This is a genomic window from Shewanella alkalitolerans, from assembly GCF_019457575.1.
GTDB lineage: Bacteria > Pseudomonadota > Gammaproteobacteria > Enterobacterales > Shewanellaceae > Shewanella > Shewanella loihica.
The window spans coordinates 3,656,373-3,674,109 of record NZ_CP080422.1 but is presented as its reverse complement, the minus strand read 5'-3'; the positions used below and the strand labels follow the sequence as shown (position 1 = coordinate 3,674,109).

Below are 17,737 nucleotides of genomic sequence, written 5' to 3'. Positions count from 1 at the left end.
CAATAAAAAAGCTCACCTTAGGTGAGCTTTTTTATTGTTAAGATGCGGCTTTTAAAGGACTGGCGTTAGCCGTCTTATGCTATCTACTGCCTTATACCTTGTACTGCTTTATGCCTTGCGCTTGCGGGGCTTGGCCTGCTGCCAAAGATAGAGGCCGGAGATCGCCATGAAGATAAGACAGAGTGCCACCAGGTCCATCATCAGCGAGCCGGGCAGGCCGACGATACGGCCGCTGTGCAGGTCCAGCAGCACGCGCTCCCAACTGAGATGCATGGCGCGGGCCTTGAGTGATAAGGCTTTACTAATCGTTTCACTGTTGGCATCTGTAAGCGGGGTCTGCCAGTCAAGAGCCACCAGAGGCTTTGCTTCTTGCCACTCGATGAGATCGCTATCGCTAAGATAACTGCCGGACGCCGTATTCAGCCAGAGCTGCCCAGCGTCACCCGTGGGGAGCAGCGCCAGGGCGCGCAGGTCTTGGGGCAGGCCGGTTGCACGGCTCTGCTGCTCCAGCAGGGCGCCTTCTTGATCCAGCAGGTAGAGGTGCTGAGCGTCGATAGCAACATAGTGCTCGCCATAGGCGAGGGCGCCAAGCAGCGGTCCTTGGGCTTCCAGGACCGGCTTGTCCTTTAGCCAGAGCAGGTTGTCACTGGCGGCCAGTAGCGGCTCGCTGGCATAGATGGCGACCTGGCCTGGGGCCTTTATGCCATAGTGATCCAGCAGCCAGCCCTGATGCACGTGGGCGGTATCTAGCTTGAAGTCGTTGCTGTGGTTGATCAAGACGCCGCTGACGGCAACCATGACCACCAGGAGTGCGCTGGCGATCCCTAGGCGTCTGTGCCAGGGGCGGAAGATCTTGGCGAGTTTCTGCCACAGGGGTTTACGATGGGGATGGCGGGGCTTATTTGTCATCTATGGCGTTCTTTATTCTGACTATTTATCTGGCGCGCGGCCGCAAGCAGACTCATGGATGCCCGGCGCTGACAGCCTGTTGGATACGAAAAGAGCAGGGCTCGCCTGCTCGCTGGCCATCATATAACAGCCATAGGGATAACACCAACTAAGCAGCTCGATGGGAGCTTAGTGATTGACCTTGTCGTCCAGGTAGAGGGCGATGCGTGACAGCTTGGTGAGGGCACGTACCGACAGGGTGGCGCCTGTGATGCCGTCTATCTTGCGATCCAGCTGGTGATCTTCGGTGAGCCTGGCCTGCTTAAACTGGTCGGTGAAGAATTCGTGACGCACCTCGTCGCCGCGGCTCTCACGATAGACCAGCACCTTGGTCTGCACTATGGCCTTGTTTTTGACATGGATGCCGACCGTGATGGGGGATTCTTTGCCTATCTCTTCGAGGATCCAGACGGTCTCGCCTTGCTGTTGCCAGTAGCGCAGGCGCATCTTATTGAATTTGTGGGCCAGGATCTCCTCGATCGCCTGCTTGTCGTTATCCTCTAGCCAGTAGACCTTGGCCTTGGGCATAGGGGCGGCAAAGGCTTGGCTGATAAAGTCTTCGTTACTTTGATAGATGCTGGCGGCCTGCACGCAGAAGGCGGTGAAGAGTGAGGCAAGTAGGAGCTTAACAGAGAGAGCTTTCATCGATTGACCCGGTAGCAAGAGTGGATGAGGCCTGTGGGATAATCCGTTGTTTTCACTGATTCCTTTTACTATGGCTAAGGCACCTCGGGAAGTACCTTAGCCATAGGCAGTGCTCAAAGGGAGCGTTGAGCACTGCGATATGGGCTAATGGCTTAGAACTGGTAGCCAACACCTAGGTTGAAACCGTCGGCATCTTTCGCGCCGCCAACTTTTTCGTAGTCGGCTTTGAAGACAACGTTTTCATGCAACCAGTAGTTCACACCGACGTTAGTCTGGGTGATTTCTGAGTCAACACCGTTACCGGCTTCGTTGTCGTAGGCATTGTAACGTGCGAACACACCGAAGCTTTCGTTGAAGCGGTATGAAGGCTCGATGTAGTAACCTTTCTGTTTATCACGGCCAAGTGCTTCGGCTTCTTTACCATCGATATCCCACTGAGCGTATAGTGCCTTGATGGTGAAGTTTTCGATGGTGTAGATAGCGTGTGCTGTCATCAGGGTCGCAGAAGCGGTGTCAACATCTCCACGGCCTTGAGTCAGATCAGATTGGTACTGCACAGTTGCAGCCAGCTCTAGACCTGGAACGGCAGTGTATTTAACGCGCGCTGTGTAAGCCAGATCTTCGGCTTTCGCTTCAGAAACCTTCTGACGACCGCCACGGATCTTGTAGTCGTCGCCAACGTTCAGGCCAGAGGTGACCGCTGCGTCGAAGGCCAGGCCTGGGGCTGCCTTGATGTTCAGGTTGGCACCCGCTTCCCACCAAGTGGCAGGCAGGATGTTTTTCTCAACTGGGTTACGCTCAACGCCGTAGAATGCTGGTGGCTCGTGAGTTTCGTTGATGATACCCACTGGCATCAGGAACAGACCCGCCTTAGCAGTCAGCATGTCGTTGAAATCGTGTTCGATGTAAGCCTGCTCTAGCTCGACTTCACCGTTTTGGCCTTCGCCAGAGATAGAGTGCTCAACTTCCAGCTCAGAGAAGAAACGTGTCTTTTCGGTGAACTCGTGGCCGAAGAACAGTACGAAGCGGTGGAAGTCGAACTCTTTCTTGTCTTTACCTGATTTGTTGTCGGTGATGTTGTTGTAGTGAAGTTCACCGTAACCACCGATAGTTGTCGCGCTCTTGGCTGAGCTGCTCTCTTCAACGGCGTCGGCTGTCTTCTCTACACGCTGCTCAGTTTGCTCTAGACGCTTCTCAAGATCTTTCAGCACTTTCTGTTGCTGTTCGATCACTTTACGCAGTTCTTGAGTCTCATCAGAGGCGATAGCGGCTTGGCTAGCGAATGCGCTGACCAGTGCTGCGGCAATTAGCGTTTTCTTCATCATTTCTCTTCCCAGTTGTTTTGTCAGGGTTATTTAATTGCTGGCGATTCTATCAATTAGGTATCGTAATGCAAACTATTATCATTAAGTTTTTTGATTGAGATCAACAAATGTAAAGTCAAGGTAAAGGGATTTGCACCCAAGTTGTACAGAGTGGTTTTGATTTGAAAGTCTTTTATAACAATGGTTTAGTGTGGTTTTTTCTGGATTTCTTACCTTGACATTGACTGACATTGTTAATTTTAAAAAATTTATCTTTTTTGCAGCTTTAGTGGATTCATTGGGAAAATCAGCAGTCTTGCTTCTGGTTTGAGACTCAGCTGGAGGTTCAGCTTGAGCATGGTTTAAGACCAGGTTTGAGCGCTCGACTGCATGGGCAAAAGCCTGTGTGAGTCAGAGGGATAGGAGTGCTGCTACAGGGCGATAGCGGATATTTCGGCCTAGCTTCGTTGTAAAACCTGGGGGGTCTTCAAGTCATCGGAGAAGTGTTTCGCGGGTTTTGCTATAGACTGTGCCTCCTTAAATTTATAACGAATGTTTTATCTCATCTTTAACATAACCCTGATTGACGAGCCGATATGTTTCTAAGTTCTTATTTTAATAAAGCACAGCAACTAGTCTCTGTGTCAGCCCAGCAGGCGAGTGAATTCGCCAAGGGTGTCGCACAGGACTTTAACCCCATCCACGATGTCGATGCCAAGAAGTTCTGCGTTCCCGGAGATCTGCTGTTCGCCCTGGTGCTGGGACAATATGGGCTGAGCCAGAAGATGACATTTCGATTTGAGGGCATGGTCGGCAGCGGCGTCAACCTGGTGTTTCCCGATGTGGTAGGCGACAGCTTTGCCATATTGGATGACAAGGATAAGCAGTATTTGAGCGTGAGCCGCAGCGGCGAGTCGACCCAGTGTGAGGTGCAGACAGAATCATTCGTGCGTAGCTATGTGGCCTTCTCCGGGCTCAACTTTACCCATGTGCTGGTGCCGCTGATGAAGCAGCACGGCATGATGATCAACCCGGCCCGCCCTCTGGTGATCTACGAGAGCATGTCGTTCGATCTCCATACCTTAGACTTTGACAGCATCGCCCTCAACCTGGTGGAGCAGAATCTGGCCATCGATGGTAAGCGCGGCGACGTGACCCTCAAGTTTGAGCTGCACTGCGACGATAAGCTAGTGGGTACCGGTGAGAAGACGCTGGTGCTTAGCGGCCTGCGTCCACTGGAAGCCCAGAGCATGGATGAGATGGTGGCCCGCTACGAGGCGCGTCGCATCGGCTATCAGCAAGCCGACTAATCTGTGCTAAATGCAGAGTTGAAATGCTGAATTGAAATACTGAATTGAAAATATACGCTAGGGTCGACATTAGTCGACCCTTTCTATTTCTGCTCCCGACGCCTGAATTGCGGCCCCAGCTCTCCATTTCCTGTTCCCAGCGCTCAGTTCTCAATTTTCTGTTCCAAGCATTTAGCCATTGGCTTTCGCCACGGCCTAGCCTGAACATCGCTCGCTACCTTTATGCTTGCCGTCTTCTTCATTCCTGCGGTGAAAACCGCCTGAAATCGGGTGTTACGCACGCTTTTTAAACGACTATCCCGCCCAAGTCCCGGGCCAGATTGCCAAGCCGATAGCTTTGTTTTACTTTAGTGGGATTGTTTTGCTATTCCCCTTTGCTGCTCGCCCCGCTGGGCGGCCGACAAGCTCGTTTGGATAAGGAAAGAGATGCCAAGCTTAAATCGTATCGTGCTGATCAATACGCACCTCCCCGGCGTTGTGGAACTCGCCCTCGATGGACACACCAACATTTGTGGTACCAACGCCTCGGGCAAGACCACCTTGCAGCGTCTGGTGCCCGTGTTTTATGGCGAGTATCCCAGCCGCGTCGTGCCCTCGACCCGTGACAGCTTCGAGCGTTGGTATCTGCCCCACGATTCCAGCTACATCATCTACGAGTATCGCCGCGACGATGGCCTGCTGACCCAGGCTGTGCTGGCCTCTGCCGGTGATGGCAAGGGCGTCAACTATCGTTTCATCGGCAAGGGCTTCGAGCTGGAAGACTATGTGAAGTCACAGCAGGGGGAGTCGATTCTCTGCCACAACATGGCCGAGCTTGGCCGTGAGATGAAGCGCGCCGGGGTGGCGGTGACCAACCTGCTGAACACCCGCGAATATCGCGCCATCATCCAAAACGATCGCACCCTGCTCAGCACGGGCAGCAACCGCAGCGAGCTGAGGGCCTACGCCCGCCAGTTCTCCCTGTGTCAGCACGAACACACGCTGCGCCACATAGAGAAGTTGGCCAAGGCGGTGCACTCCAAAGAGGGCAAGATGGAGACCATCAAGTCGATGATCGCCGCTATCTTGGAGGAGGATGGGGTTAACCCGCCGAGTTCACGTCTCAATCCGCAGCGGGTCGAGGCTTGGATCCGCGAGAGTCAGCTGATCCAAGGCTTTGAGCAGATCCGCCCCGAATTTGACAAGCTGGAGCAGGAGTTTAACCAGTTGCTGAGCGCGGAGCAGCGTCTGGCTGGCCTCAAGCGCGGCTATGGCAAGGATGAGGCCCAGGAGATAGAGCGTCAGGAGCTAAATCAGCAGCGCTCGAAAGATCTCGGCAACAAGCTGCGTCAGCTCGACGATGAGTGGAAGGAGCTGCGTGACGAACTCAACCTGGATCTCTCCGCCGCCAAGGGCGACGTGGCCAAGATAGAGCATGAGCTGGATATCATAGAAGATCAGCATGCAGGCTTTCTCGATGCCGATATCGAGCAGGCCAAGCTGGATCTCGAGCAGCTGCCGAGCTGGCGCGCCAGCCTGGAGAACCTGACCGAGCGTCATAAGCTGCAGACTGAGAAGCATCAGGATATTGAGGCGGCCTACAACGCCCGTCGCAGCAAGATAGGCGAGAATCTCAACCGCGAGCTGGAACAGCTAGATAAGGAACAAGATAAACATCGTGAAGCCAGAGACAAGCAGCAGGAGGCGGGCCGTGAGGAGCTGGCCGCCCTGGAGCAAAGCTGGCGTGAGCAGATGGAGGCGGGCCGCGCCAAGCATAACGAGCAGGAATACCTGCTCAAGCTGACGGCGGCCGAGCTGCAGATGCAGGTCAACGGCGTCACCTACAGCGAAGAAGAGAAGCTGACCCTGGCGGTATTTGACGAGCGCATCTCCCGCGCCGACGAGGAGCAGGAGGCGTGCAACGCCATGGTGGATCGCCTGGCAGGCGAGGAGCGCAAGCTCAGGGCCAAGCGAGACCAAGCCAACGAGAGCCTGAGGCAGGCAGGGCTAAGGGTCATCGAGCGTCAGGGCGCACTGGATGAACTGCACCAGGTGCTCTTCCCTCAATCTCACACCCTGCTTGAGTACCTGCGCAAGGAGGTCGACGGCTGGGAGGAGAGCATAGGCAAGCTGATCAACCCAGAGCTTTTACATCGCAGTGACCTGCACCCGGCCAAGTCGGCCGGCGGCGACAGCTTCTGCGGCGTCGAGCTGGATCTCAAGGCGCTGGCAACCCCAGAATATGCCGCCTCGGAGCAGGAGCTCAGGGGCCGTTACAGCGAGGCCGAGGAGGCGCTGGCCAGTGCCAAGCAGCTACAGGCGGAGGCGGAGGAGGCCCTGGTGGCCATCAACGCCGAGCTGGATAAGCTTAACCGCGAACTCACCTTCGCCAAGACGGCCTATAAGAATAGCCGCGACGATCTGCGCCGCCTGTTCGATGAGAAGCGCGCCGAGCAGGAGAAGATCAATCAGGCGCTGAGCGCTCGCAAGGCCGATTCGCAGAAGCGGCTCGCCCGTCTCGACAGCGAGATGAAACAGCTCAAGGCCCAGCACCAGGAGTGGATCGATGAGCAGAACGAGCAGGCGCTCGAGGCGCGCATGGAGAAGAAGGCCTACTGGCAGGAAGTGGTCGGTGCCTTGGATGCTCAGCTTTCTCAGGTGAAGCAGAATATTAACGATCGCCGTCAGGCGGCCAAGACGGAGCAGAAGGCCTGCGAGCAATGGTATAAGGATGAGCTGAAATCCCGCGGCGTCGACGAAGCCAAGATCGTCAAGCTCAAGCAAGAGATCCGCGATCTAGAGAGCAACATCAGCAAGGCGGAGCAGCGCCGCAGCGAGGTACTGCGTTTCGACGACTGGTATCAACACACCTGGCTGGCGCGCAAGCCTAAGCTGCAGACCGAGCTGAGCCAGGTCAAGATGGCGGTGACCGAGCTGAGTCAACAGCTCACCACCAAAGCCAACGAGATTAAACATCAGCGCCAGCAATATGATAGCGAGCGCAAACAGTCCGACGCCATCCAGGTGGAGGCCTCGGAGAACCTGACCAAGTTGCGCACCGTGATGCGTAAGCTGGCGGAGCTTAAGCTGCCATCGAGTCAGGACGAGATGCAAGGTGGTCTCACCGAACGTCTGCGTCAGGGCGAAGAGTTGCTGCTGCGCCGGGATCAGCTGATGGGCTCGGTGAAGCAGTATATCGAGCACTTCGATTCGGTGATCGCCAGCAAGTCGGGCTCAAGTCTGTCAGAGACCTGGGAGCGCGCCCGTGAGGAGTCGAGCTTCGTCAACGACAAGGGCATTCGCCTGCTGGATTATCGCAAGCTGGTGCCGCAACTGGAGCAGCTGCTCAACGTCATGGTGCCTCAGGCGATCATGGGTCTGCGAGAGCAGGGGCGTAACTTCGGTATCGACTTGACGGCGTTTTACGACGTCCTGGCGGATATCGACCGCCGCATCGCCTCCCAGAGTGCCCGCATCACCCGCGAGGTGGGCGAAGAGCTGTTCCTCGACGGGGTGAGCGAGTCGGCGGTACGTATCCGTTCACGCATCAGCGAGCTGGAGTTCTGGCCCGAGTTGGAGGAGTTCGTCAAGGCGTTTAAACAGTGGAAGGCCGAGGGCTTCGCCGACTTGCCGGACGAGCACTACACCAGCAGCATGCGCCGCGCCCTGGATATTATCGGCCGCGCCGCCCTCACCGGCGGCATCGCCAAGCTATTGGAGATTGAGCTGCGCCTCAAGGAGGGCAACAGTGACCTGGTGATCCGCACCGACCGTCAGCTCAACGAGTCTTCGAGCCATGGTATGGCTTACCTGATCTTGTGTAAGTTCCTGTTGGCCTTCACCCGATTGCTGCGTGGCCGCGCCGACGTCACCATCCACTGGCCGATCGACGAGCTGGGCACCCTGCACCACGGCAACGTGAAGAAGATCTTCGATGCCTGTGAGAACAACAACATCTCGGTATTGGGCGCCTTCCCGAACCCTGAATCTGAGGTGCTTAACCTGTTTGCCAACAGATACATCATCAATAAGCAAACCAAGAAATTACAAGTGGTTAAGCCACAAGTTAACCCCATTGCCGATAAGCTGAGCCAGCGTTTTGCCAAGGAGGCTGTGTAAATGAGCAGTAGCACACAAACCGTACTCGTGGGCCAGGGCGCCCTGATCGAAGCCTTGTTGCGTGGCGAGTTTATCTGCCGTACCAGTAACGAAGACGCCTGGCGCGCGCTCAAGTCGCAGGCCACTCGCGACAACGTCGAGCAATACCTGAATCAGATCAATCGCACCCTGGCCTCGGCCGGGGAGGGTGAGGTGTTCTTCTGCGGTTACCTGCAACTGGGGGACGATGAGCGTAAGGTGATCTCCAGTCAGTTTCGCGACATCTGCCATGCGCTGATCCCCCTGGTGGAGTGGTTGGTGCTGGTACAAGAGGCCAGCGGCCAGGATGCGCCCCTGTCAGAAGGGGCGGCGGTGCGCCTCAACGAGCTGCAGACCCGCATCGAAGATACTCCTGCGTTTCGCGAACAGTTGGCCAAGATCAGTCACTATCGCCTGTTTGGCTCCAGCTCTACCCAGGTGGATGCGCAGATAAAGCTAGTGTTTAAGCGTCTGGTGGAGCTGGGATATCTGCTGCGTCCCAACCAGGAGAAGCAGATCTATATCGCCACCGGCAAGCTGGATTACCTCTATGAGGTGATCCGCTTTATCGATGAAACCGAAGGACTCAGCCTGGAGGCCCAGGCGGAAACCGCAACCCAGAGGGACTTGATCTGATATGAGTAGCAACTTACATCAGGCGGGGGTCACGCTACTTAAGCAGCTGGGGCGCCATGCGGATCTCATCATGGATGTCTACCTCTCCGGTTCTGTGACCGAAGAGGGCGAGCGCGCCGGTGCCATCGACAAGCTGCGTAAGGCGGATATCCTGTGGCAGCCCGAGGGCGAACAGGGGCTGAGGCTGAAACGCTCGGTGCGCGCCCTGCTGGAAGAGGTGCTGAGCGACGAGCGCAATCGTCAGATCGACGCCAATGTCGGCTCATCCTTGGCCACCATCAAGACCCTTGCCGACCACTACAAGGAGGCCCGTCAGGCCGCCGATTACAGTGCCAGCGAGGCTTATTTGGCGGATCTCAGCGAACAGGTCTACAGCTTCACCGAGGGGCTGAAATACTCGATTCGTGTGCTCTGGAGCCGTATCAACAACGAGTTCGGCTATGTGGGCACCATCAACGCCAAGATACGTGAAAACGAGCTGGCCCAGAGTCAGGTGACCGAGCTGCTCAACGGACTGGAGATGTTCCAGTTTAGCGAGCTGGGTGAGATAGCCGGCGATATCCGCGAGCTGCGTAAGCTGCTGGTGACTCGCTTGCAGGAGACCCTGAGCGACTGTACCCAGGAGCTTAGCGTGGTGCAGGGACGTCTGTTGGAGCTGCTGGGACGATTCCGTCAGATCCAGGGACGTACCCGTCTGCTCAAGGGCTGGCTACTCTACACGGATATGCATCCAGATTATGAGGTGGCGGATCATGTGAGTCACAAGCAGCTGCCGACCCTGTTTAACCGCGCCGAGGCGATTCTGGCACCAGCGGCGGTGGACGTGACCAACACGGCGCAGGAGGTCGAGTTGCTGGCCATGGTGTCACAGATCAAGAGCATCAGCCGCGCCGGTCGCGATCTTGTGATGCGCGATCATGACGTGCCCTTCGCCCTAGTGGAGGCGGAAGACTTCGATATTCCCGACAATCCGCTCAAGCTGGCGGTGGATGAGTATTTCTGCGCCGTGATCGACTCTGGGCTGAGACAATCGGCGCTGGATTACCATCAGGCTAAGGCACTCAGCTGGGATACCGAGAGCTGGCTGTATCAGGTGATTTGCGGCTACGAGGGCTTGCCCGAGGAGCATAGACGCTATTTTGAGCTTGAGCCCATAGGCGAGCGCCATCCTGTGTATAGCGGTAACTTCATCATACGCGATGTGGAGTTGTGGTTGGCCTAAGCTCAAGCTTAAGCATTCGCCGTGATCAGGTGTTAACTAATGTAGTGACTGCTTATCCGGTTGCTATCTGACGCTAAAAATCACTTAAAACCGTTAAATCAGTAGCTTATCAAAATGCTGGTTTAGCGGTTTTTGTTTATCTGCCCTCTTGGCTATCTGCTGTGTTTTCGCCTGTGCCTAGTGGATCTCACTAGTCTCTGCCTGTGAGCAATGACTATCACTAAAAAATCGTCACCAACCGGTTTTTAATCTCGCTGAATCCACTCTTGTTGGCGTGTTTCACTAGCTTGTGTGCCGTCTTTGTGAACCTATTGTTGGCTTTTTGTGCTAACAAGTAAAACTTGCCGATTGGCCTAAATTCACCTATCTAAATTTTTAACCATAAAAATCATTGCCTTGCTCTTTGTGTGGCTTTGCGGTTGCCGTTTTGCGTCTGTTAACTTGCCCAGATTGTGATTGAAATTATCACTAGCATGATCCACTATCACTGACCAGTAACGGGAGAGCCACGGTTCTCATCACTATCTCCACGTCAGATGGAGAAGAAAAAAAGCGCACGATAGATGCGCAGCAAAACAAGGCAAGCATATGACTAAATCACTTTCAACGCGCATCTTTATCGGCCTCTTTTCAGGCCTGATTCTGGGTAGCATCATTCAATACTTCTTGGCCGATGTCGGATTTTTCTCCGGCACTTTGGTCGAGGTCGCTTCAGGCTTAGGTACCATGTTCGTCAACATGATCATGATGATGGTGGTGCCCCTGGTTTTCGTCAGCATCGTCTGTGGCGTGCTGGAACTCGATGACCTCAAGAGCTTCGGTCGCCTCGGCGGCAAGACCTTCGGTTTCTACATCATCAATACCCTGGTGGCCATCTTCGCCGCGCTAACAGTAGCCCTGCTGCTTAAGCCGGGACTCGGGGTCGACATGACGGGAGGCACGGGCGCCGAGATCACAGCAACCGAGCTGCCTAACCTGATGCAGCTTATCGTCAACATAGTGCCGAGTAACCCGGTAGCGGCCTTCACCTCGGGCAACATGCTGCAGGTGATCTTCATGGCGCTGCTGGTCGGTGGTGTCATCAAGGCGATGAACGGCGCCGTGCCGCTACTGCAACAGGGCTTTATGGAAGGCAACAAGCTGATGATGAAACTTATCGGCGTGGTAATGCAGCTGGCGCCTATCGGTGTGTTTGCGCTGATGTTTAAGCTGGGTGCGACCTTGGAGGCTAGCCTGTTTCTCAGCGTGGTCGAATACCTGGTGGTGATCTTAAGCCTGCTACTCCTGTGGATCTTCGTGGTTTACCCTTGGGCAGTTAGCCTGTTTACCCCAGTGTCGGCTAAGACCTTCCGCGCCAAGACTCAGGAGCAGATTCTGTTCTCTCTGTCGACCGCCAGCTCGAATGCCACCATTCCTGTCACCATGCGTACCCTGACCGAGAAGCTGGGCGTGAAGCGCGCCGTGGCCGGTTTCGGCGTGCCGCTGGGGGCGACCATGAACATGGGCGGCGTCTCTATCTATATCACCATCGCCATCTTCTTCGTGGCTAACTCCTTCGGCGCTCCTATCGCCATGGATCAGCTGCCCGCCCTGCTGTTTAGCATCTTCCTGCTGTCTGTTGGCGCCGGCGGCGTGCCAGGCGGCGGCATGGTGATGATCGGCGTGCTGATCCACCAGATGGGTCTGCCAGTTGAGGCCTTCGTGATTGTCGCGGCACTTGACCGACTGATCGACATGGTACTGACCTCTTGTAACGTCGTGGGTGACGCCGCCGTGCTCACCATAGTCGACGCCACAGAGAATGCCCATGACGAGGCGCAAGAAGAAGCGCATCAGCAGCAGACGGCCTAAGACCTTTAAATGAAAAAAGCCTCTCACAATGAGAGGCTTTTTTTATGCCCATTTGGCGGGGCTAGTTTTCCTGCCCCTTGGTCAGGCGCCGGCTGAGGGCGCTCTGACTGATCCCCAGCATCTGCGCGGCGGCGGTCTGGTTGTTGGCGGTGCGGCTCATGGCCTCGTCGATCAAGGCCTGATTCATCTGTGCCAGGGTGGGCAGCGACTTAGGGAAGATGATGTGATCCCCGGGGGCGGCGTCCAGCGACTTATGCTCCTTGATTGCCTCCATGAAGGGGGAGATATTGAGGGTAACGCCGTCGCTGCGACTGACGGCATCAAACACCATCCCCTTGAGCTCGTTAAGGTTACCGGGAAAGTCGTAATCCAGCAGTTTAGGCGCCAGATCCCTGGGCTGCTGCGGCGCGCTCAAGGACATCTCCTCGGCGGCCTCGGCGATGAAGTGGTTGATCAGCATGGCGATGTCCAGCGGGCGCTCGGCAAGTCGCGGCAGCCTTATCTTGTGGGCGCGCAGGCGGTAGAGGAGATCGCTGCGAAACTCACCCGCCTTGTTGAGGGTCAGCAGATCGTCCTGGGTGGAGACCACAAACTTACACTTGATGGGGAAGCGGCTGTCGCTGCCCTGGGGCGAGTAGCTTCGGCTCTCGATAAGCTCCAGCAAGGTGATCTGGGCGCTCAGAGGCAGGGCGCCTATCTCGCTCAGGTAGAGCACACCACTGCCTGCCTGATGGAGCAAGCCGGTGACCGCATCGACCTCACCGTTTGGCTTATGACTCAGGCGGCCACACAGCTTAAGCTCGAAGGTGTCGCTGTTGATCCCGGCCAGGTTGAGGTTGACGAAGGGCTGCTCTGGGCTGAAGAGCTGATGGCAGGAGCGGGCAAACTCGCTCTTGCCGGTACCGCTCTCGCCGTGGATCAACAGGGGCTCAGGGCTGAAGGCGACGGCCTCGAGATAGCGAAACTGGTCCAGCAGCGCCGGCTCACAGGTGAGTATGTTGTTGAAGGCCTTGGGGTTGTCCAAGGTGCGGCTGAGAAAGCGCTCCTTGATATGCAGATAGTTGCGCTCAAGCCCCACCACCTCCAGCGCGCGGCGCACCGTATGGGCCAGGTCGCTGACATTGTCTGTCTTGATGAAGTAGTCGTAGGCGCCATGCTTGATGCAGCGCACCGCGGTATCCACCTCGTTGACCCCCGTGACTATGATCACCCGGGTGTTGGGGTGTTCGGCGCGGATCATTCCTAGCAGTTCTTCACCTGAGTGAAAAGGCATGGTGAGGTCCAGCAGCACCAGGGCATAGTCGCCCACCTGCAGGCGATTGAGTACCTGGCGACTGTCGACGCAGGTGTCTATCTCTGCCTCGGGCACCAGACGGTTGAGGGTCACCGCCAGGGTGCGCAGCCAGGAGGCCTCGTCGTCGACCAAAAGGATATTGCGTGCAAGTTTCATCTGTTGTTGCTACTCCTGAACCAAGGCAAAACTAAGTTGGATACGGGTGCCCTTACCGGGCGCCGAGTGTATCTGCATCTGACCCTGGTGCTCTTTGATGATACGGCTACAGACCGACAGGCCCAGGCCGCTGCCTCCCTCGGTGCGCCGGGTGGTGAAGAAGGGCTCTGTGATACGTTTGAGGGTGGCGCTGTCCATGCCGCAGCCATTGTCGTTGACCTTGATCAGGGCCCGCCCCTGATTCACCTGAGTGCTGATCTGAATGCTGCCTTCGTGGGCCGCACAGGCATGGCAGGCATTTTGGATAAGGTTGATCAATACCTGATGCAGCTGCTGGGCGTCCCCCATGATCCTCGGACTGGGGAGGTGTAGCAGCTTAGTCACCTGCCGGGTCTTAGTTTGGTTAGCGGTGAGACGCAGCGCCACCTCGACCACCTCATTGAGGCTGACCAGCGTATGATCTTGGGTGAGGTTAGGCAGGGCGTAGCGCTTGAGATCGTTGACGATACGGCTGATGCGCTTGGCGGCCTCCTCTATGGTGTCGCCGCTCACCGCCATCTCCTCCATGGCCTGGCTGGGCGCGAGCCCGGCGATCTGCCAGAAGGGGTTTTGCTGTTGGTAATAGTTGGCCGCCGGATTTAGGTCCTTGATGGCCGCCGAAAATAGCGAGATGGAGTGCAGGATGAGGCCCGTGGGGTTGTTGATCTCATGGGCGATGCCGGCAGAAAGCTCCCCAAGCGATGCTAAACGGCTGGCCTCTTCGTTGGCCTGACGCAGCTTGTGCTGCTCCGTGCTCTCTTCCAGCAGCACCACCACCTGATCATTGGCGATGGGGTGGATCTGCAGCTGCCAATATTGCTCCAGATACATCATGTCGGCAATCAGCGACTTCTGCTCGTTGAGCACCTGTAGCACCGCCGGTCTGAGGTCAAAGGCTTGGTCGTCTATGTAATGGAAGTCCTCTGAGATCAGCAGATGCACATTGTTGTCGTTACTCCACAGGCGTTGCAGCTCGCGGTTGACTATGGTCACACCGTGGGGAATACCGTCCAGTACCGACTGAAACTGCTTGGAGATGTTAGAAATCTCCGCCTCGACCCGGCGACGTTGAATGAGCTCGGCGTCAAGGGCTTTCTTACGTCTGCGCAGGCTGGCGCTGATGAAGCCGGTATAGATCATGCCGCTGGCCGAGACGATGGCTACCAGGATCGCCAGGGAGAACATGCGTTTCTCGGTGGAGGTCAGGTCCACCTTCTCGCGGCCGGTGCCAAACCACTTGTTGACCAGGCGGTCATATTCCCCGGATAGCTTGAGCTGACGCAGGGCGTCGTTGATCTCCTGCATCAAGGCGGCCTTCTTGCCGTTGCAGACGAAGTTGAAGGCGCCATAGATGAGGGCATCACTCGAGCTGCGCACCGAAGGGTAGAGGGGCAGCAGGCGGCGGGCCACGAAGCTCTCGGCGATCACCACGTCGACCTCGCCCTCGATCAGCTGCTTAAAGCCGGTCTCATACAGGTCGACATCCACACGGTTAAATTTCTGCGGGTAGCCCGACAGGTAGACGTCAACGAAGGCGCCCTTCTTGATGGCGACCCGCTTGCCCACCAGATCTGTCCAGCTGTTGATCAGCGCCTTGCCTTGCAGGGTATAGGCCTTGGCGTGGGTGGCGTAGATGGGATCGGACTGGCTGAGCTTGCGATCCAGGTTCACCGGGCTGACCACGGCGATCACGTCGATGTCGCTGCCCGGATTGTGCACGTCTTTCACTAGCTGTTGAAAGCTCTTTCGGCGGATGATGATACGCTTATCGGTCAGCTGGCCGATCCTGTGCATCAACTCTATGTTGAAACCTTGATCCACACCGTTGTTGCGCCACTCCAGCGGCGCGGTTTTCGAGTGAACGCCAAAGACGATACTCTCCTGCGATAATGCGGGAAAGCTGAAGAAGATTAGGCAGAGCAGTAAGCGTTTCATGCTGAAATACTACAATTTTCCGCAGTAATAAACTGTGCTGTATTACTCGAATTAGCGATTTCTTATCTAACCCAATCCCAGTAGGAATGCTGTGTGACCGGGATCTCATAGGGCTATGCATTTTTGCATATACCTCTTTGTGATTATGCATACTTGCATAGGCGATCTTGAGGGCTGTGATTGAGGTGTCATTTCTGAAGCCTAAAGCGGTGGCGCGATTGCTGGCTTCTCTTTCCTGGTTAATCATTTAGTTGAGCGATAGTGAAAGCCCGAGGTACTCATCAATACCGGTTGAGGCTTTCTTCTAAAGTGAAGTGTGAACCACTTTAATCTAAATATAATGTAAGTGCTTCTAAATTCAGCGGGTTAAACCTGTAAGTTTAGAAGGGGGAGCAAAGATGAAAAAGATGAAACTTGCGGTTTGTCTAGCCACCTTGATGGGCACAGCCGGATTCATGGGCAACGCCATGGCAGCCGACAACCTGGCTGATTTCCACGCCCAAAACCAAGAGTGTGATAGCTGTCACCAAGCAGACGGTGAGCTATCAAACGACAGCCTGACCTATGAAAATGCTCAGTGTGTTTCTTGTCACGGTACCCTAGCGGAAGTGGCTGAAAGCACTAAGCATGAACACTACAACGCCCACGATTCTCACTTCCCTGGTGATGTTTCTTGTACTTCTTGCCACAGCGCACACGAAAAATCTATGGTCTACTGTGACTCTTGCCATAGCTTCGATTTCAACATGCCTTATGCCAAGAAGTGGGAACGTCACGAGCCAACTATCGCCGAACTGGCGAAAGACAAGGCAGAACGTCAAGCGGCTCTTGCTAGCGCACCTCGCGATACCGTTGACGTAGTGGTTGTAGGTTCAGGCGGCGCAGGTTTCTCTGCCGCAGTATCGGCCCACGATAATGGCGCTAAAGTGATTCTGATCGAGAAAGAGCCGGTTATCGGCGGTAACGCCAAGTTGGCGGCCGGTGGTATGAACGCCGCTTGGACCGATCAGCAAAAAGCGAAAAACATCAAAGATGACCCAGAGATCATGTTTAAAGACACCATGAAAGGTGGCCGTAACATCAACGATCCTGAGTTGGTTAAGATCCTTTCTTCTCACTCAAAAGGCTCTGTCGACTGGATGACTGGCATGGGCGCTGACTTAAGCGACGTAGGCCGTATGGGTGGTGCTTCTGTTAACCGTTCACACCGTCCTACAGGTGGTGCCGGTGTTGGCGCTCACGTGGTACAGGTGCTGTACGATAACGCGGTTAAGCGCAACATCGATATCCGCATGAACACTCGCGGCGTTGAGATCCTCAAAGACGACAGCGGTAAGGTGAAAGGTATCCTGGTTAAGGGTATGTACAAGGGTTACTACTGGGTGAAAGCCGATGCAGTGATTCTGGCTACCGGTGGTTTCGCTAAGAACAACGAACGCGTGTCTAAGCTGGATCCTAAGCTGAAAGGCTTCGTATCGACTAACCAACCAGGTGCAGTCGGTGACGGTATCGACGTAGCAGCAAACGCTGGCGCGGCGATGAAAGACCTTGAATACATCCAGGCTCACCCAACCCTATCTGTTAAAGGTGGTGTGATGGTGACCGAAGCGGTTCGTGGTAACGGCGCTATCCTGGTTAACCGTGAAGGTAAGCGCTTCGTCAACGAGATCACTACTCGTGACAAGGCGGCTGCGGCAATCCTTCAGCAAACTGGTAAGTCTGCTTACCTGATCTTCGATGATTCAGTACGTAAGTCACTGAAGAAGATCGACAAGTATATCGGCCTGGGCGTAGCACCTAGCGCAGATAGTCTGGAGAAACTAGGCAAGCTGGAAGGTATCGATGGTAAGGCGTTGACCGAGACTGTCGCTCGTTACAACAGCTTCGTGACCAGTGGTAAAGATGCCGATTTCGAGCGTCCTAACCTGCCACGCGCACTGAACGAAGGTAACTACTATGCCATCGAAGTGACTCCTGGTGTTCACCACACCATGGGCGGCGTGATGATCGATACTAAGGCCGAGGTAATGGATGCCAAGAAACAGGTGATTCCAGGCCTATACGGCGCGGGTGAAGTGACTGGTGGTGTTCACGGTGCAAACCGTCTTGGTGGTAACGCTATCTCTGACATCATCACCTTTGGTCGCCTAGCCGGTGAACAAGCCGCTGATTACGCTAAGAAACACTAATATTTCTTAATCAATATCAACCGGTTACTAACATAGTTAACACTCCAAAAGGTGGCTAGGAAGCCACCGCTGAAAGCCACGGCCACCGCCGT

The 17,737-nt window shown here is 55.5% G+C and carries 11 protein-coding genes; 6 read left to right on the top strand and 5 right to left on the bottom strand.

Features of this window, described 5'->3' with window-relative positions; all coding sequences use genetic code 11:
* Positions 1–108 precede the first annotated feature (108 nt).
* The 3 genes from K0J45_RS16010 to K0J45_RS16000 all read right to left on the bottom strand — a co-directional run bounded on the left by K0J45_RS16010 (position 109) and on the right by K0J45_RS16000 (position 2,915).
* Positions 109–909 carry a PepSY-associated TM helix domain-containing protein gene (locus tag K0J45_RS16010; protein WP_220043277.1) on the bottom strand — a complete coding sequence of 267 codons (801 nt, stop codon included), beginning with the start codon at positions 907–909 and terminating at the stop codon, positions 109–111.
* 168 nt (positions 910–1,077) lie between these two features.
* On the bottom strand, positions 1,078–1,593 hold the full coding sequence (locus K0J45_RS16005) for an FMN-binding protein (RefSeq protein WP_220043276.1): 516 nt from the start codon (positions 1,591–1,593) through the stop codon (positions 1,078–1,080).
* Positions 1,594–1,745: 152 nt separating this feature from the next.
* Positions 1,746–2,915 (bottom strand): porin, encoded by a 1,170-nt coding sequence (locus K0J45_RS16000; protein WP_041406713.1) that lies wholly within the window; start codon positions 2,913–2,915, stop codon positions 1,746–1,748.
* A 578-nt stretch (positions 2,916–3,493) separates the two neighbouring features.
* Here K0J45_RS16000 and K0J45_RS15995 point away from each other — a divergent pair.
* The 5 genes from K0J45_RS15995 to K0J45_RS15975 all read left to right on the top strand — a co-directional run bounded on the left by K0J45_RS15995 (position 3,494) and on the right by K0J45_RS15975 (position 12,032).
* Positions 3,494–4,207: a DUF3581 domain-containing protein gene (locus tag K0J45_RS15995; RefSeq protein WP_220043275.1), complete on the top strand. Its 714-nt coding sequence runs from the start codon at positions 3,494–3,496 to the stop codon at positions 4,205–4,207.
* Between the two features lie 426 nt (positions 4,208–4,633).
* A complete protein-coding gene (locus K0J45_RS15990) occupies positions 4,634–8,305 on the top strand; it encodes an ATP-binding protein (RefSeq protein ID WP_220043274.1) in 3,672 nt (1,223 codons plus the stop codon).
* The gene (locus K0J45_RS15985; protein WP_011866913.1) at positions 8,306–8,959 is read left to right on the top strand and encodes a condensin complex protein MksE; all 654 of its coding nucleotides are present in this window, start codon (positions 8,306–8,308) and stop codon (positions 8,957–8,959) included. It begins immediately after the preceding gene.
* 1 nt (position 8,960) lies between these two features.
* Positions 8,961–10,181, top strand: a complete 1,221-nt coding sequence (locus K0J45_RS15980) for a phosphoenolpyruvate carboxylase (protein WP_144202060.1) — start codon at positions 8,961–8,963, stop codon at positions 10,179–10,181.
* A 588-nt stretch (positions 10,182–10,769) separates the two neighbouring features.
* On the top strand, positions 10,770–12,032 hold the full coding sequence (locus K0J45_RS15975; RefSeq protein WP_220043273.1) for a dicarboxylate/amino acid:cation symporter: 1,263 nt from the start codon (positions 10,770–10,772) through the stop codon (positions 12,030–12,032).
* Between the two features lie 61 nt (positions 12,033–12,093).
* Here K0J45_RS15975 and K0J45_RS15970 read toward each other — a convergent pair whose 3' ends face one another.
* Entirely contained in the window at positions 12,094–13,482 is a 1,389-nt protein-coding gene (locus K0J45_RS15970) for a sigma-54-dependent transcriptional regulator (protein ID WP_220043272.1), read from the bottom strand.
* 9 nt (positions 13,483–13,491) lie between these two features.
* Positions 13,492–15,456 carry an ATP-binding protein gene (locus K0J45_RS15965; protein ID WP_220043271.1) on the bottom strand — a complete coding sequence of 655 codons (1,965 nt, stop codon included), beginning with the start codon at positions 15,454–15,456 and terminating at the stop codon, positions 13,492–13,494.
* Positions 15,457–15,854: 398 nt separating this feature from the next.
* Here K0J45_RS15965 and K0J45_RS15960 point away from each other — a divergent pair, with 398 nt between their 5' ends.
* On the top strand, positions 15,855–17,645 hold the full coding sequence (locus K0J45_RS15960) for a flavocytochrome c (RefSeq protein WP_011866908.1): 1,791 nt from the start codon (positions 15,855–15,857) through the stop codon (positions 17,643–17,645).
* Positions 17,646–17,737: the final 92 nt, after the last annotated feature.

Excerpts from the sequence above, each read along its gene's own strand:
- K0J45_RS16010 (WP_220043277.1), bottom strand. The coding sequence starts at position 909 with ATGACAAATAAGCCCCGCCATCCCCATCGTAAACCCCTGTGGCAGAAA.
- K0J45_RS16005 (WP_220043276.1), bottom strand. The coding sequence starts at position 1,593 with ATGAAAGCTCTCTCTGTTAAGCTCCTACTTGCCTCACTCTTCACCGCC.
- K0J45_RS16000 (WP_041406713.1), bottom strand. The coding sequence starts at position 2,915 with ATGAAGAAAACGCTAATTGCCGCAGCACTGGTCAGCGCATTCGCTAGC.
- K0J45_RS15995 (WP_220043275.1), top strand. The coding sequence starts at position 3,494 with ATGTTTCTAAGTTCTTATTTTAATAAAGCACAGCAACTAGTCTCTGTG.
- K0J45_RS15990 (WP_220043274.1), top strand. The coding sequence starts at position 4,634 with ATGCCAAGCTTAAATCGTATCGTGCTGATCAATACGCACCTCCCCGGC.
- K0J45_RS15985 (WP_011866913.1), top strand. The coding sequence starts at position 8,306 with ATGAGCAGTAGCACACAAACCGTACTCGTGGGCCAGGGCGCCCTGATC.
- K0J45_RS15980 (WP_144202060.1), top strand. The coding sequence starts at position 8,961 with ATGAGTAGCAACTTACATCAGGCGGGGGTCACGCTACTTAAGCAGCTG.
- K0J45_RS15975 (WP_220043273.1), top strand. The coding sequence starts at position 10,770 with ATGACTAAATCACTTTCAACGCGCATCTTTATCGGCCTCTTTTCAGGC.
- K0J45_RS15970 (WP_220043272.1), bottom strand. The coding sequence starts at position 13,482 with ATGAAACTTGCACGCAATATCCTTTTGGTCGACGACGAGGCCTCCTGG.
- K0J45_RS15965 (WP_220043271.1), bottom strand. The coding sequence starts at position 15,456 with ATGAAACGCTTACTGCTCTGCCTAATCTTCTTCAGCTTTCCCGCATTA.
- K0J45_RS15960 (WP_011866908.1), top strand. The coding sequence starts at position 15,855 with ATGAAAAAGATGAAACTTGCGGTTTGTCTAGCCACCTTGATGGGCACA.